We start from the raw sequence: 14,590 nt of genomic DNA on the forward strand, positions 1-14,590 counted from the left end.
GGGGCCTTGGTGCCCCGGCATCTTCTCTACATTCCCAACCGAGGACAGCGTCATGCCGACTCTGCTTCACGGCCTGTCACGCCTCAACCGGCTTCTGGAACGTGGCCTGTACCTGATCCTGCTGGCGTTGCTGGCCGGTTTCATCGTGCTGATCATCTACCAGATCGTCAGCCGCAACCTGCCGCTGATGCCGCGACTGTACTGGACCGAAGAATTCAGCCGCTTCGCCTTCCAGTGGATGATCATGCTGGGCACCGCGGTGGGGGTGCTGCACGCCGATCACTTCGTGCTCGAAGCCTTCCCCCGCGGCTCCAGGGCTGACCTGATCACCCGCTGGATCAGAGATCTGGCCTGTCTGACAGTGGGCGTCATTTTCATTGTCTACGGCAAGGATTTCGCTCTCTCAGGCCTCAGGCGCAGCGCCACCGCCTCCGGCCTGTCGATGATCTACGTCTACTCGGCCTTCACGGTCAGTGGCGTTTTCATCCTGCTGTTCAGCGCCCAGCGATTACTGCATGCCATGCTCGAGGGCATGCCCCGCATGGAAGCTGCCCTCAACACCCCCAACGAACTCGATGCAGTGCTCGAGAGCAGCGATCAGAGCACCGCCGCCCTCGGTGACCTACCTCCCACCCTTTCCGACCATGACAGGAGCCCCTCATGATCCCCATGGACTGGATCTTCGTGTTGCCATGGCTGCTGTTTGCGCTGCTCGGTGTGCTGATCATTGCTGGTGTACCGATCGCCATGGCCCTGGTGCTGACCGCTGTCGGCATCATCACCCTGGACCCGCGGCTCACCTACTGGGTGATGTTCCAGCGCATGTACAACGGCATGGATTCCTTCGTGCTGCTCGCCGTACCGCTGTTCCTGCTGGCCGGCAACCTGATGAACGCCGCCCGCATCACCGACCGCCTGATCACCCTCTGCATGCGCCTGGTCGGCCATTTCAAGGGCGCGCTGGCCCACGTCAACGTGATGGTCAGCATGCTGTTCGCTGGCGTTTCAGGCTCGTCCACCGCTGATAGCGCGGGCGTCGGCACCGTGCTGATTCCCGCCATGAAGCGTGAGGGCTATCCGGTCAATTTTGCTGTGGCGGTCACCGCTGCTTCATCGGTGATGGGCATCATCATCCCGCCTTCGATCAACATGATCGTCTGGGGCGCGCTGACCAACACCTCGATCGCCGGACTCTTCCTCGGCGGCATCCTGCCCGGGGTGATGATCGGCGGTGCACAGCTGGCGCTCAACATGGGGTATGTGCGCCGTTATCAGGTACCCGTGAGAAAGCGGGCGTCGCTTGCTGAGCTGATGAGCTCCGGCAAGGACGGCCTGCTGGCCGCAGGCATTCCGGTGGTCATCATCGGTGGCATCACGCTGGGACTGGTCACCCCCACCGAAGCGGCCGTGATCGCAGTGCTGTATGCCCTGGTGCTGGGCTTCGTGGTCTATCGGGAGCTCAACCCGCGTCAGGTACTTAACGCCTCGACCGACACCGTACGCCTGTGTTCGCTATCACTGTTCAGCCTGGTCGGTGCGGCGATATTTGGTTACCTGATCAGCTTCTATCAGATTCCCCCGAAGCTGATGGCGGGCGTCAGCATCAACGATCCGATCGTGCTGCTGCTGATCATGACCGCGGTGATGCTGCTGATCGGCACCTTCATGGACTCGCTGCCGGCGATGGCCATCATGGCGCCCATCTTCCAGCCACTGGCCATGCAGGCCGGAGTGCATCCCGTCCAGTTCGGGGTCATCGGCGTGATGGCACTGGGGCTTGGCCTGATCACCCCGCCCTATGGACTCTGCCTGATGATCTCGGCCAAGATCGGCGGCATTCCGCTGCTCAAGGCGCTCGGCACTACATTGCTCTACCTGGCGGTGATGCTCGCGGTGATCGTGCTGCTGATCGTCTATCCAGACCTGGTACTGGCGATTCCGCGCCTGATCGCACCGGATTTTGTTTGATCTTCCATGGGCTCACGAGGTGAGCCCGTCTTATTCTGTTCTCGCGAGGTTTTCATGACGCAGCCCCTATGCCTGCTGTTCGACTCCGATGGCACCCTGGTCGATAGCGAGGTCCTGCTTGCCGAGGTCATGGCGGAGGTCCTCACGCCCTTCGGCCTGCCCTTCAGCGCCCGGCAATACATGGAGGAGTTTCGTGGCGTGCGTTTCCTGGCCATCGTCCGAGCACTCGAGGCACGCTTCGGGGCTCTCGGCGAGCAACAACTAGAAGATATGGAGGCTGCCATGCGCGAGCGCATGGCGGCGCGCATGCAAGCCGAGCTCAAGGCGGTCGATGGCATGCCGAGCGCGCTGGAGGCACTCGCCGCCTATCCCCGCGCCGTGGTCTCCAACGGCCCGGAGGCCAAGATCCGCTGCGCCATGCAAAGCACCCAGCTGGCACACCACTTCGGCGACAGCCTGTTCAGTGCCTATCCCCTGGGGGTCTGGAAACCCGACCCGGCGCTCTACCTCAAGGCCGCCGAGGCCATGGGCTATCCACCCAGTCACTGTGTGGTGATCGATGATGCCACTGTGGGCGTGGAAGCCGGGCTCGCCGCCGGCATGCAGGTAGTGCATCTCAACCACTTTCCCGGCGAAGAAATCACGCCCGAAGGCGCCCACGCCATTCTCCATGCCCGTGAACTGCCCGCGGTGATCGAACGACTCTCCCAGCTAAGCGACTGATTAAGCGATTTTTTAAGCCCCTGGTTATGCACCTTGTCGGCTCGGCAGCCGTCGCTGCTGCCCGCATGTCGGACGAGACACCCGCCTGATTAGCCACTTCGCTCACTACACGCCCATTCCCGCTTGCTGACGTATTCGTCTTCTTGCGTCACGACAATCCGTGCCGGCGATCATTGCCGGCATGGTTCCACAACGTCGACGCGACACTTAAAATTGCAATCACGACACCGCAAATTAAAGAACACTGTTCCAAAATTGACTACACTGGCGGTATGATCCAACACCACAGAAATCCATATCCGGCGAAGCGTGCCGATAACGGTAAGGTTGGTATGATGTTCCCCTGTCTTGCCTCAGAGGATCGGCGATGACAATTCCGCGATGCCTGCTTTTCGACTGCGACGGTACCCTGGTCGACAGCGAACCCCTGTTGGCTGCCGAAATGTCGGCCAGTCTGTCAGCACTGGGGTTACCCTTCACGCCCAGCGACTATATGGGCGAGTTTCGCGGTTCCCGCTTCATCAACATCGTCACCGAGTTGCAACGCCGTCACGGTGCGGTCGACCCTGATGCCCTACGCCACGGTGAGGCCACCATGCGTTCTCGCCTGGCCGAAAGACTGGCCAGCGAGGTCACGCCACTGCCCGGTGTTCGCGAAGCGTTGAACGCACTGGCCGGCTATCCCCGGGCAGTGGTCTCCAATGGCCCAGAGGTCAAGATTCGCACGGGCCTATCGACCTCTGGCCTGAGTGACTATTTCGGCGACCGACTATTTAGCGGCTATACCGCAAAGTGCTGGAAGCCGGACCCCTGCCTTTACCTGCATGCTGCGACCCTGATGGGCTATGAAGCCCATGAATGCGTTGCCATCGACGACTCGATCGTCGGCGTCAAGGCGGCACTGGCCGCCGGCATGCAAGTGATTCATCTGAACCGCTTCCCGGATGTCGAGACCACACCCGAAGGGGCGATCCAGATCAGCAACATGCATCAGCTGCCTACCGTGATCACCCACCTGGCGCATGAGGCCGTCGCCAGTCTCTGATCAACGCCTTGCCACACCGACTTGTCCACACCTCCTGCCGCGCGATGCGTTGTGGACAAGTGGCGGTCGAAGCATGTGTCGCGGATAGACCCGCCAAGGCATCACTCTCGGCGCTTCGCTATCGACTGCGTTATCATGGTGTCGTACATTTTTCAGCGCCAGGAGCGCGACATGGCTTCCCTGAACGATCAACTGCGCGGCCTCGTCTATTCCACTGAGCACGGCGAGACCTGCCCCGATTGCCGCCAGCCGATCAACGACTGCGAGTGTCAGGCACTGGCAGAACGCGAGCGTCTCGCTTCCCTGGATGGCATCGTGCGCATCCGCCGCGAGACGAGCGGTCGCAAGGGCAAGGGCGTAACCCTCATCGACGGCGTGCCGCTACCCGAGGCCGAGCTAAAGACCCTGGCCAAGGCGCTCAAGAAGCGTTGCGGCACCGGCGGCGCGGTCAAGGACGGGGTGATCGAGATCCAGGGCGATCAGCGAGAGGCCTTGAAGGACGCACTGGAAGCCAAGGGGTACAAGGTCAAGCTGGCCGGCGGTTAAGTGAAGCCAGGGCTTTCGCTAGCTCAGCGCCGCGACCAGCGCGGAAAGCGAAGCTCCAATCGGCTTTTCAAGTTTTAAGGTGAAGAGATCGTCCGCCCGCGTACGGCCAAGGTTGAGACAGGCGATGGGCGTGCCGCCCCTGGCCGCGACCCGGGCGAAACGATAGCCCGAATAGACCATCAGCGACGAGCCAACGACCAGCAGTGCATCGGCATCACTCACGGCAGCAAGCGCCGCCTCGACCCGGGCCGCCGGCACGCTGTCTCCGAAGAACACCACGTCCGGCTTGAGCACGCCACGGCCACAGCGTCCGCAGGACGGCACTCGAAAGTCCGAGAAGTCGACCTCAAGGTCGGCATCGCCATCCGGCCCGGCCACGGCGTCAAGCTCAAGCCAGTGAGGATTACTGGCCTCGAGTTCGGCATGCAGATCGTGGCGCATGCGCAACGCCTGGCAACTCATGCAACGAACAAGCTCAGCCCGGCCATGCAGGTCGATGACGCGCCGATTGCCGGCACGCTGGTGCAGGCCATCGACGTTCTGGGTGATCAGGGTATGCACATGGCCCAGCGCCTCAAGCCGGGCAAGAGCAAGATGTGCCGGCCCCGGACGCGCCTCGCTGAGCGCTTTGAAGCCGACCAGCGCCCGGGCCCAGTAACGCTGGCGAGAGGCATGGCTTTGCATGAAGCGCTGGTGCTGCATGGGCGGCGGGCGCTTCCAGTCGCCGGCGGCATCACGGTAATCGGGAATGCCGCTCTCGGTGCTGACCCCGGCGCCAGTCAGCACGACGAGCCTTGGATGAGCGCGTACAAAGGCGACGAGAGCGTCAACATCGACGTCATCAACAATAGAGTGATCGGTATCAGCACGTGAGCTAGATGACGGATGCATGGCCTCTCTCTACTCTTGGTGGGGGCGACCAGATGGATAGGAACCGCCGTCGCCACTATGCGTCTTGGGCGTGGTCTCGACTCCCGCGGCCCTCTAGAATGAATCCCTCGTATCCCTTCGGGCAAGGAGGCCTTGATGGCCTGGCTGGAATACCTGCTACCCCTGATCTTCCTGTTCCCGTTGGCAGCCATGGCGGTCATCGTGGTGGCGCTGCGCAATCTGCACGACGCGCGCGTGAGCTCCCCTTTCGACGCCCTTCCCCTGCGCGGCCCCGGCCAGGCGCTTCGTGACCGGCTCGACAACGCCTTCGCGGGCCTGTTTCTGGATGGCGCCCTAGGCCCGATCGTGGTACTCGCGCCGATGGTCTATGGCATGGGACGAATGCTTTTTGCCGAACGCCAGAACTGGCTGGAGTGGTCGCTTTACGGGGGGCTCAGCACGGCGCTGGTGCTGATCTGCTGTCTGCGTTTGATCCGTGACTTCCAGCGTATTCGGCGCCTAAAACTGGGACTTGCCTGTGAGCTGGCCGTGGGTCAGGAGCTGCAACGTCTGGTGCGACCAGAGACCCATCCCTTTTTCATTTTCCACGATATCCCTGCCGATACCTACACCATCGATCACGTAGCCGTCACACCCCACGGGGTGTTCGTGATCGAGACCCGCTCGCGAATTCAGCCATTGGATGCGCGCGGTGTGCCGCAGTCACAGGTAGCCGTAGAACCTAATCGGTTACGTTTTCCCGGCTGGAACGAGCGCAAACCCTTGCAAAAGACCCGCCAGGCAACGGCCTGGCTGCGCCAATGGCTGAGCCGTGAATGCGGCACCGAGGTGCCAGTAGTCGGTATTCTCGCCCTGCCCGGCTGGAACATAGAAAGCCGCGAGGCCCCTGTAGATATCCAGGTGGTCGACGGCGACCACCTCGCCGACCTGATCGCCCAGACCCGACTCGCGCCGCTACCGGATGAGCTTCATGAGCACATCAACCAGGCGCTGATGCGCCGTGGCACCCATCTACTGCCCGCTCATATGGCAGGCCCCTCTCTATAGCGCTTGCCAATATCGCTTGCCAATAACGCTTTTCAACAGCGCTTTCCAAACGCTCCTCGCTGTCGCCTCTTCCTCACGTCTTCACCGTCGCTGGCGGGGGCCTCCATGGCCAACCCGCCTCCTGGGCGCTGATATTCGTCAACACCTCCCGCATCAGCCATCTAAGCCTTTCACCAGCCCGCCAGCCTTAGAAAAAGCCTGCCTTAAATGAGCAAAAGTCAGCTAGGCCTCGCGCTTACAACTCCTCTAACCTGTAACACATAAAGAACGTTGTATTACAAAAAATAACTATAAGGTAGCTTCAGAGAGCAGCGCATCCTGGTGGCAGCCTCGCTGATGCCCGCCTCTTTTTCTTGAACGCAGAGGAGTGGATGATGAAGAAGGTGATATGGGTATCCCTGTGCCTATATTGCGCCGGGCTGGCTCCTTTGGCATCGGCAGCAACAGGCGACGTTGATGCCCGGCGTGAAGCCTGGGTGGTCATGGCCCGTGAAGGCGAGCTTGATCGGGCGATAAAAGGCCTGAGCGCGCTCTATGAAGCGACCGCCGATGCCAAGGTAAGAGACGACCTGATTGCTCTGCGCCTTCGCGCAGGGCGAGACCAGGCGGCACTGGACACCTGTCCCGACTGCTCACTCGATGACTATTCGGCAGTGAGTCTTGAAGCCCTCGGCGCCGCCGCCCGTCGTCAGGGCGACCTCCCTGAGGCGCTCGCCTTCTATCAGACACTGCTGCTGCGCGACCCGGATCAAAGCCAGGGCTGGCTGGGCCTGGCACTGACGAGTATCGATCAGGGCTTCTATTCCTCGGCCAGCATGGCACTCTCCCGCTACGAGGAGCGCTTTGGCCGAACCGACGACTGGCTGGAAGCGCGCGCGTATATGGCCGCGCGCAGTGATGACTCACTGTCCGAGATTCAGAACCGTCAACTGCTGGTCGAACAGCAACCCCGCAACGAAGCGGAAGTACAGGCGCTGTATCGTCTGTCGCTGACGCTTGGCGCCACCCGAGCGGCATCACGACTGCTCGAGCGTTACCCCGACGCCTTCACCGGCACCGATCGGCTCTGGCTGGATTACTATGCCGCCGCCGCCGATCTGCGCTTGGCGAAAAACACAAGCGAGATTCACCGCGCCGAGGCGGGGCTTGCCAATCTCAGCCGAATCATCGACACCGAGGACGCGGACCCAAGCCTGGTGCGACGTGCCGAATACGACAAGGTCGCCGCCCTGGCCCTGCTGCGTCGATTCGCAGAGGCCGAGGCACTGTCGACAGATCTCGCCTCTCGCCATGGCCAGCTGCCCGCCTATGTGAAAAAGGCCAGGGCCGATGCCCTCTTGGGTCTCGGTCGCCCGGAAGCCGCCGCCGTGATCTATCAGGACCTGGTGTTGACCCATCCCGACATGGCGCAAGACCCCGAGGATCCGCTGCTCGAATCCCTGATCTATGCCTACTCCGATGCCCAGAACTTCACGCGCGCCGAGCAGGTGCTTGATAACTGGAAGCGCCAGGAAGAGCCGACTCGCTGGAACTTTACAGGCACCCAGCGCATCCCCAACCCCAACTATGACCGCGTTCAGCAGCTTGACGTCCTGCTCACCGCCTGGCGAGGCGACCTTGAAAGTGCCATGGAGCAGGTCGACGTACTGATTGACCGTGCCCCAGGCAACGCCAGCCTCTGGCGGCTGAGGGGAGATATCGCCAGATGGCGAGGCTGGCCGCGCGAAGCGGAAGCGAACTATCAGCGAGCCCAGGGCCTGAGTTCACCCAGCGAAGGGCGCTTTGCCCGCTATGGCATTTTGAGTGCACGACTCGAACGCGACCAATGGCGGGATACCGTTGCCACCATCAAGACGCATCAGGCGGAGGACCCACCCAGCGTCGGACTCGAAGGCCTGACCCGGGATCACCGCGAGCTGCGCGCAGGCGGGGTAATCGCTGAAGCCGAGCAATCCGAGGCCCAGGGCAGCGGCTTGCAAAGCTCTCGTGACTGGACCTACAGGACGCGCCTGGAAGCGCCACGCAATGCGGCCGGGTCACGCTTCTTCGCCGAGCGCATTGGCCTTTATGGCGACTATGCAGGTGAGGGCCTTTATGCGGCCTATACCAGCGCCGGTTATGAATTCAACCTCTACCCCGCCACCCTGTCGCTGGCCATCGGCGAGGGCGCACAGCTCAACGAGAATGTCCTGGCATGGGGACAACTCGACTATGCCTTCAATGATCAGTGGGCGGCAGGGGTGCGCATCGCCATCAATGCCGCCGAGACACCGCTGCGGGCACTGCGTGACGACATCTACGCCGACCTCTACCAACTCGAGGCACGCTACCGCCGCGACGAAGCCGGGGAAGGGAGCCTGTCTCTGGGCCTGATGGACCTGGAAGACGGCAACCTGCGCCAAGCGCTCAGTGCCAGCTGGCGTGAAACGCTTTATGACTATGACGCCTGGCAACTGGACGGCAGCCTGTCACTGGCGGGGTCGCGCAATGACGACATCGAGGCGAGCTACTTCAACCCGCGCAGGGATGCCAGTGGAAATGCTCAGCTGACGGTCAGCCATCAAACGCCCCTGGGCTATCGGCAAGCCTTCCTGCAGAGCCTGCAAATCGGGGCTGGCAGCTACTGGCAAGACACCTTCGGCAGCGATGCCACCTGGCTTATCGGTTACGGCCATGAATGGCTGCTCGCCCCTGTGCTGCGGTTCCGCTATGGCGTCATCCGCATGAAGAATGTCTACGATGGTTCGCCCGAGTACACCAATCGCGTGACCGCCGGTCTCGAGTGGAGGTTCTTATGAGCCCACTGCGCACCTTCTGCAGACTGGTCACCTGCCTCACACTCGCCACCCTGCTTGGCCTGCCCTCGGTGGCTCAGGCATCTCGCGCGCCCGGTAGTTTCAGCGTCATCAGCTATCACGATGTCGTGGATCTGGATGCCACCCCGAACCTGAAGATCTACCCTCAGACCATCACGCGTAACCGCTTGATTCAGCATTTCAACCTGATGGTGGAGCTGGGCTACCAGCCGGTCAGCTTCCAGGCGATTCTCGATGCAAAAGCCGGCCGCCGGACGCTGCCGGACAAGGCCGTACTGCTCAGCTTCGACGATGGTTATCGAAGTTTCCACGACACCGTCTATCCCTTGCTTCAGCTTTATAACTTTCCCGCCATCACGGCGGTTGTGACCGGCTGGCTGGATATCCCCGCGACACGCCGGGTGCCTTATGGTGACGACCGGGTGCCACGCGAGCGATTCATGTCCTGGGATCAGTTGCGTGAGCTCCATCGTTCACCGCTGGTCGAGGTAGCCTCTCACAGTGATGACCTGCACTACGGCGCCATCGGCAATCCCTTTGGCAATGAGCAGCCGGCCGCGACGACCAGCATCTGGTCGGCCACCGGTTACGAGAGCGAAGCTGACTATCTGGCGCGGGTAGGCGCTGACCTCAAGCGCTCCAGCGAACGCCTTCAGGCCGAGCTCGGCACCCCGCCACGGATCATGGTCTGGCCCTATGGCGGCTATAACCGGGCAGCCCTGACGCTTTCCTCACAAGCCGGCATGCCACATACATTCAACCTGTGGTCACATGTCAATCAGCTCGCGGAAGGCACCCGAGACATGGGGCGCTTCCTGGTCGATCAGGAAACGACGCTTGAAACCCTGGAAGAAATGCTGAGTGACCGCATCTGGTCGCGTACCGACCAACGCATCGTGCATGTCGATCTGGATTACATTTATGACCCGGACCTTGCTCAGCAGAACCGAAACCTCGATGTCCTGATCGAACGGATCAGTTCCCTGCATGTCAGCACCGTCTACCTGCAGGCTTTCGCCGACGGCAATGGTGATGGGGTAGCCGAGGCGCTGTACTTCCCCAACCGCCATCTGTCCATGCAGGCCGACCTTTTCAACCGCGTCGCCTGGCAACTCAAGAAGCGCGCTAATGTGGCCGTCTACGCCTGGATGCCGGTCATGGCCTTTGACCTGGGCGAGTCGGGGCGCTATGTCAGCGATTCCCGTCTGGCAGGCCCCAACCCGGAGGCCTACCGGCGCCTATCCCCCTTCGTGCCTGCCAATCGTCAGATCCTCCGGGAGATCTACGAGGATCTGGGGCGCATGACCAAGTTCGACGGACTGCTGTTCCACGACGATGCCACCCTCAACGACTTCGAGGACAGCAGCCCCGCCGCCATGGCCTGGTACCGACAGCAGTGGGGCCTTGAGGGCGATATCGCGGACTGGCGCGAAAACAATGCCGAGCTTGAGCGTTGGTCACAGCTCAAGACCGACTTCCTGATCGATCTGACCCATGAGCTCACCGAGGCGGCCAATCATTACCGCCACGAAGACAACCGGGCATTCAGGACATCACGCAACATCTATGCACCTGTCGTGCTCAACCCTGAAAGCGAGGCCTGGTTCGCGCAGGATCTCGAGGCCATTGCTGCCGCCTATGACTTCACTGCGGTCATGGCCATGCCCTATATGGAACAAGCCAAGGACGCCGAGGCATGGCTTGAAGAACTGGCACACACGGCACTGGCACGAGTGCCTGCCGAGCGTCTGGTCTTCGAACTGCAAGCCCGCGACTGGCGCTACCAGACACCGATAGCCGGCAGCACGCTCGCCCGCTGGATGCAGATCCTGCGCCAGGCAGGCATCAAGCACTATGGCTATTACCCTGATGACTTCCTCAACGATCATCCGCCGGAGTCGACGCTACGACGTGAGTTTTCGCTGGCCAACCATTTGGGAGATGGCACATGAACCTGTCCCCCATGGAGCTGCTGACTCTCTTCACCCTTGTCTACCCCTGCCTGATGGCGACCATCTGGATCAGTGGCGGCCTCTATTATTACTTCCATTGGGAGATCAGACAGCCCGCGCCGCCCCGCGAGCTGCTGACCCGGCGCGGCCCTCGCGTGAGTGTTCTGGTGCCCTGCTTCAATGAGGGCGCCAATATCTCAGAGACACTTGCTCACCTGCTGCGTCAGAATTATCGCAACCTGGAGATCGTTGCCATCAACGATGGCAGCCAGGATGACACAGGGGCTCGGCTGGATGCTCTCGCCAGGCGCCACACGCGTCTCAAGGTCCTGCACCAGGCCAACCAGGGCAAGGCCAGCGCCATGAATCATGGTCTTTCACAGGCCAGCGGCGACATCATTGTCGGCATCGATGGCGATGCCGTACTCGACTACGATGCCGTGGGCTGGATGGTGGCGCACTTTATCGCCGGTGATCGCGTCGGTGCCGTCACCGGCAACCCTCGCGTACGCACGCGCTCCACCGCCATCGGCAAGATACAGACCGGCGAATTCTCCTCGATCATTGGCTTGATCAAGCGCGCCCAGCGCATCTACGGCATGGTGTTCACCATCTCGGGCGTCATTTGCGCGTTTCGGCGACGCGCCGTCGAAGATGTCGGCGGCTGGAGCACCGACATGATCACCGAAGACATCGACATCAGTTGGAAGCTACAGCTCAACGGCTGGCAGGTCCGCTACGAGCCTCATGCGCTGTGCTGGGTGCTGATGCCCGAAACGCTGCGGGGCCTTTTCCGTCAGCGGCTACGATGGGCACAGGGGGGTGCCGAAGCCTTCCTGCGCTATGCCACATCTGCCTTCACCTGGCGCAATCGCCGTTTCTGGCCACTGCTAGCCGAGTACCTGCTGAGTGTGACCTGGTGCTACAGCCTGTTGGGCCTGATGATCTTCTGGCTCATGCACCAGACACTGGCGCTTTCTGGGGAAGGCTTGCCGAGTGCCCTCCTGACGATGGCGGCTGGGCCGATGCTGATCCTGTGTCTTTGCCAGTTTGCCGTGAGCTTCCTGATCGACAGCCGCTATGACAACAACATGCGTGACTGCCTGTTCTGGTGTATCTGGTATCCCTTCGCCTACTGGCTGTTGAACCTATCCACGGTCGTATTAGCCGTGCCCAAGGCAATGCGGCGACGTCGCGGTCAGCCCGCCATCTGGCGAAGCCCTGACCGAGGAGAGGTGTTCCGTGACTCGTAAACTGCACCCCGTCGTCATCCGCAACCCACGACGCCGGGGCCTTGTCTTCCGCCTGCGTGATGCCTTGCTGGTCACGGCCACCCTGGGCTTGTGGGGCGCGGTGATCGGACAGAGCATCCTGCTGATGACCGATGAGGCGCTCGCCCTTCAGCATGTCTACCTGTTGCATGCGCTGAAGCTGCTTGCCATCAACTTCGCCGTCGTCTTCATCATGCTGCACGGCTGGGTGCTCTATGAATCTCTGCGCGCTCGCAAACAACCAAAGGGCGTGATGCAATGTCCGGATGCCCAACCTGCCGGGCTTCCCAGGCGCTTGGTCCAGCGCACCTATCCGCATCTTCTGTCCTGTCGCAGCGGCTGGTTTGTCACCATCATCTTCCTGACTGACATCCTTACCTAGCGCCTCGATGGCACAAGGGCGGGTTCGCCACGCCACAAGCACACGCCCTGATAAAGGCCGCCCGCCGGTTGGCTCAAGCACCTTCAGCCTGTATCTGGACCCGCGTCGCACACCTACCGCGTCCCAGCGACACCAGGCTCTCCTCGGAAGGAAAGATCGCCAGATGCTCGGTGGCGATGCCGATGCGTATCTCGGTGAGACGCCGATTACCCCGCCCGCCACACTCAAGCCGCAATGCCCGCCCCGTGCCCTCGCCAAAGGCGGCCTCGAAGGCCGCAATCAGCGCATTGCGCCCGACATCACCACCACGATGATGATTGACGAAAGCCCCGAAGGCACTGCTATTCACCTTGTCACGCAGTGCCACGGCGGCGGCGAAGTAGGCATCGACCGGCAGCGACAGGCAGGCTGCATGCTTGGCGAACTGATAGCGATCAAGACAACTCGCGCGTCCCGGCATGGCGCGCTCGAGCGATTGCTCAAGCGTATCGGGCAAATCAAACGGAGGATGAGCACGACAGAAGCTGCCACTGGCTCGCGGCGATTCGATGAAGCAGCCCTGGCGCCACCACTGCTCACGCCTCACGCCTTCGGCGGCGAAGCGCGCCGGCAGGGAGGGCCACAGGCCGTGCAGCACGAAGCCATCCGCTGCGCCTTTCGCCAGTGACGCATCACGGCACTCCCGGGGCGGCTGGCGACGCGTGCTGCAAAAACCGGGATGCCAGGTCAACGCCAGGGTGTAATGCGCGAAATCCGCAGGACCGGCGTGTGTGGCAAGGGAAGCCAGGGCAGCCCCCTTGGCAGGCTCGGCCGTTGCCGTGTCTGACCGCGCAACGGCCGCCCCGCTCATCACACACCCAAGCCACAAGACGAACAGCGTATTGGCGAGCACGTAGCGTGTCAGCGCACGCTTGATCGGCCAGCGCAGAAAGCGAGACATGATCTCTCCTTGATCCAGGCAGGTAGCACGGTTTAAGGGCGAAAGGGTGATCGGCGTCAGCAAGGTCACAAGGGTCCTGTCAGAGCAGATCAATAACACTTGCCAGAACCTGACAACTCGGATAATAATCCGCGCCTTTCGCAGGAGTTAACGAAAATTCCCTAATGAAGATAATCACGTTCGACGTCTTTCGCACCCTGGGCCTGGCTGGCGTCCGCTATATCAAGCCCGAGCGCATGTACGATCATCTCGAAGAAATCCAGGCGGCCGACTGGCTATTGTTCCCGGCCTACTGGCAGGTACACACCCTGGTCTATGGACTCAAGGCACGTATCTTCCCGAGCCTTGCCAGCTATCATCTGGGGCATAACAAGGTCGAACAGACCCGTGCCTTCATGGCGATTTGCCCGGACCATGTCCCGCCGACCGAGATTCTCGGCACCTCGCGTGCCTCGCTGGACCGGGTAGAAGCACGCTTTGGCTATCCCTTTATCGCCAAGCGCATCAAGAGCTCGATGGGCGAAGGCATCAGCCTGATCGACTGCCGCGAGGCGCTGGACGCGCATATCGAGGAAGAACCGGTTCTCTATGCCCAAAAGCGCCTGCCCATCGACCGTGACCTGCGTATCGTGGTGGTCGGCGGCGAGGTGCTCACCGCCTACTGGCGGGTCACGCCACTGGGCGGCTACCGCGCCAACGTCAGCCAGGGCGGACGTGTCGAGCATGATGATATCCCCGAGGCGGCTATCGCCCTGGCGCTGCGCCTGGCCCGGGAACTCGACATCGACCATGCCGGCTTCGACATCGCCATGGTCGACGGCCATCCCTATGTGTTCGAGTTCAACCGATTGTTTGGCAACCAGGGCATCGCCGACAGCAGCAAGCGCATCGGCCATGCTATCCGGCGCGTGCTGGGACTTGGCCATGATGTTGATCCAGAGCGCGATCCGGACGGCGAGCCGCCGCTCCAGCTTACCGCCTGAGCGTCACCTCCGCCGGCGGCTGCACG

13 protein-coding genes are annotated in these 14,590 nt (G+C 61.7%); 11 read left to right on the top strand and 2 right to left on the bottom strand.

Annotated features, from left to right (window positions below; translation table 11 throughout):
- Positions 1 to 52: 52 nt before the first annotated feature.
- The 5 genes from HF027_RS09425 (at position 53) to HF027_RS09445 (ending at position 4,282) form a co-directional block, all read left to right on the top strand.
- Positions 53 to 664: a TRAP transporter small permease gene (locus tag HF027_RS09425; RefSeq protein ID WP_168015055.1), complete on the top strand. Its 612-nt coding sequence runs from the start codon at positions 53 to 55 to the stop codon at positions 662 to 664.
- Positions 661 to 1,968 carry a TRAP transporter large permease gene (locus tag HF027_RS09430; protein WP_168015057.1) on the top strand — a complete coding sequence of 436 codons (1,308 nt, stop codon included), beginning with the start codon at positions 661 to 663 and terminating at the stop codon, positions 1,966 to 1,968. Before HF027_RS09425 ends, HF027_RS09430 begins: the two co-directional genes overlap by 4 nt.
- A gap of 54 nt (positions 1,969 to 2,022) precedes the next feature.
- The gene (locus HF027_RS09435; RefSeq protein ID WP_168015059.1) at positions 2,023 to 2,691 is read left to right on the top strand and encodes an HAD-IA family hydrolase; all 669 of its coding nucleotides are present in this window, start codon (positions 2,023 to 2,025) and stop codon (positions 2,689 to 2,691) included.
- A 367-nt stretch (positions 2,692 to 3,058) separates the two neighbouring features.
- Entirely contained in the window at positions 3,059 to 3,736 is a 678-nt protein-coding gene (locus HF027_RS09440; protein WP_168015061.1) for an HAD family hydrolase, read from the top strand.
- A 171-nt stretch (positions 3,737 to 3,907) separates the two neighbouring features.
- A complete protein-coding gene (locus HF027_RS09445; protein ID WP_168015062.1) occupies positions 3,908 to 4,282 on the top strand; it encodes a translation initiation factor Sui1 in 375 nt (124 codons plus the stop codon).
- An 18-nt stretch (positions 4,283 to 4,300) separates the two neighbouring features.
- On the opposite strand, the gene HF027_RS09450 is transcribed toward HF027_RS09445, so the two are convergent.
- Positions 4,301 to 5,173 carry an NAD-dependent protein deacetylase gene (locus HF027_RS09450; protein WP_168015064.1) on the bottom strand — a complete coding sequence of 291 codons (873 nt, stop codon included), beginning with the start codon at positions 5,171 to 5,173 and terminating at the stop codon, positions 4,301 to 4,303.
- Between the two features lie 135 nt (positions 5,174 to 5,308).
- On the opposite strand from HF027_RS09450, the gene HF027_RS09455 reads away from it, so the two are divergent.
- From HF027_RS09455 to HF027_RS09475, 5 genes are all read left to right on the top strand, one after another.
- Positions 5,309 to 6,220 (top strand): nuclease-related domain-containing protein, encoded by a 912-nt coding sequence (locus tag HF027_RS09455; RefSeq protein WP_168015066.1) that lies wholly within the window; start codon positions 5,309 to 5,311, stop codon positions 6,218 to 6,220.
- A 374-nt stretch (positions 6,221 to 6,594) separates the two neighbouring features.
- The gene (gene pgaA / locus HF027_RS09460) at positions 6,595 to 9,018 is read left to right on the top strand and encodes a poly-beta-1,6 N-acetyl-D-glucosamine export porin PgaA (protein ID WP_168015068.1); all 2,424 of its coding nucleotides are present in this window, start codon (positions 6,595 to 6,597) and stop codon (positions 9,016 to 9,018) included.
- Positions 9,015 to 10,988 (top strand): poly-beta-1,6-N-acetyl-D-glucosamine N-deacetylase PgaB, encoded by a 1,974-nt coding sequence (gene pgaB, locus HF027_RS09465; protein ID WP_168015070.1) that lies wholly within the window; start codon positions 9,015 to 9,017, stop codon positions 10,986 to 10,988. Before pgaA ends, pgaB begins: the two co-directional genes overlap by 4 nt.
- Positions 10,985 to 12,241 (top strand): poly-beta-1,6-N-acetyl-D-glucosamine synthase, encoded by a 1,257-nt coding sequence (gene pgaC, locus HF027_RS09470; protein ID WP_168015072.1) that lies wholly within the window; start codon positions 10,985 to 10,987, stop codon positions 12,239 to 12,241. The genes pgaB and pgaC overlap by 4 nt, the downstream gene beginning before the upstream one ends.
- Entirely contained in the window at positions 12,231 to 12,641 is a 411-nt protein-coding gene (locus HF027_RS09475) for a hypothetical protein (protein ID WP_168015074.1), read from the top strand. Before pgaC ends, HF027_RS09475 begins: the two co-directional genes overlap by 11 nt.
- A gap of 73 nt (positions 12,642 to 12,714) precedes the next feature.
- Here the strand turns inward: HF027_RS09475 and HF027_RS09480 are convergent, their stop codons facing one another.
- A complete protein-coding gene (locus HF027_RS09480; RefSeq protein ID WP_245184631.1) occupies positions 12,715 to 13,581 on the bottom strand; it encodes a ribonuclease T2 family protein in 867 nt (288 codons plus the stop codon).
- Between the two features lie 164 nt (positions 13,582 to 13,745).
- Between HF027_RS09480 and HF027_RS09485 the strand changes: the two genes are divergently transcribed.
- The gene (locus HF027_RS09485) at positions 13,746 to 14,564 is read left to right on the top strand and encodes an ATP-grasp domain-containing protein (RefSeq protein ID WP_168015076.1); all 819 of its coding nucleotides are present in this window, start codon (positions 13,746 to 13,748) and stop codon (positions 14,562 to 14,564) included.
- The last annotated feature ends 26 nt before the right edge of the window (positions 14,565 to 14,590 follow it).

The sequence above is a fragment of the Halomonas salinarum genome (assembly GCF_012062845.1).
GTDB lineage: Bacteria > Pseudomonadota > Gammaproteobacteria > Pseudomonadales > Halomonadaceae > Onishia > Onishia salinarum.

Bases quoted from the DNA above. Each gene is read 5' to 3' on its own strand.
- HF027_RS09425 (WP_168015055.1), top strand. From the start codon at position 53: ATGCCGACTCTGCTTCACGGCCTGTCACGCCTCAACCGGCTTCTGGAA.
- HF027_RS09430 (WP_168015057.1), top strand. From the start codon at position 661: ATGATCCCCATGGACTGGATCTTCGTGTTGCCATGGCTGCTGTTTGCG.
- HF027_RS09435 (WP_168015059.1), top strand. From the start codon at position 2,023: ATGACGCAGCCCCTATGCCTGCTGTTCGACTCCGATGGCACCCTGGTC.
- HF027_RS09440 (WP_168015061.1), top strand. From the start codon at position 3,059: ATGACAATTCCGCGATGCCTGCTTTTCGACTGCGACGGTACCCTGGTC.
- HF027_RS09445 (WP_168015062.1), top strand. From the start codon at position 3,908: ATGGCTTCCCTGAACGATCAACTGCGCGGCCTCGTCTATTCCACTGAG.
- HF027_RS09450 (WP_168015064.1), bottom strand. From the start codon at position 5,173: ATGCATCCGTCATCTAGCTCACGTGCTGATACCGATCACTCTATTGTT.
- HF027_RS09455 (WP_168015066.1), top strand. From the start codon at position 5,309: ATGGCCTGGCTGGAATACCTGCTACCCCTGATCTTCCTGTTCCCGTTG.
- pgaA (WP_168015068.1), top strand. From the start codon at position 6,595: ATGAAGAAGGTGATATGGGTATCCCTGTGCCTATATTGCGCCGGGCTG.
- pgaB (WP_168015070.1), top strand. From the start codon at position 9,015: ATGAGCCCACTGCGCACCTTCTGCAGACTGGTCACCTGCCTCACACTC.
- pgaC (WP_168015072.1), top strand. From the start codon at position 10,985: ATGAACCTGTCCCCCATGGAGCTGCTGACTCTCTTCACCCTTGTCTAC.
- HF027_RS09480 (WP_245184631.1), bottom strand. From the start codon at position 13,581: ATGTCTCGCTTTCTGCGCTGGCCGATCAAGCGTGCGCTGACACGCTAC.
- HF027_RS09485 (WP_168015076.1), top strand. From the start codon at position 13,746: ATGAAGATAATCACGTTCGACGTCTTTCGCACCCTGGGCCTGGCTGGC.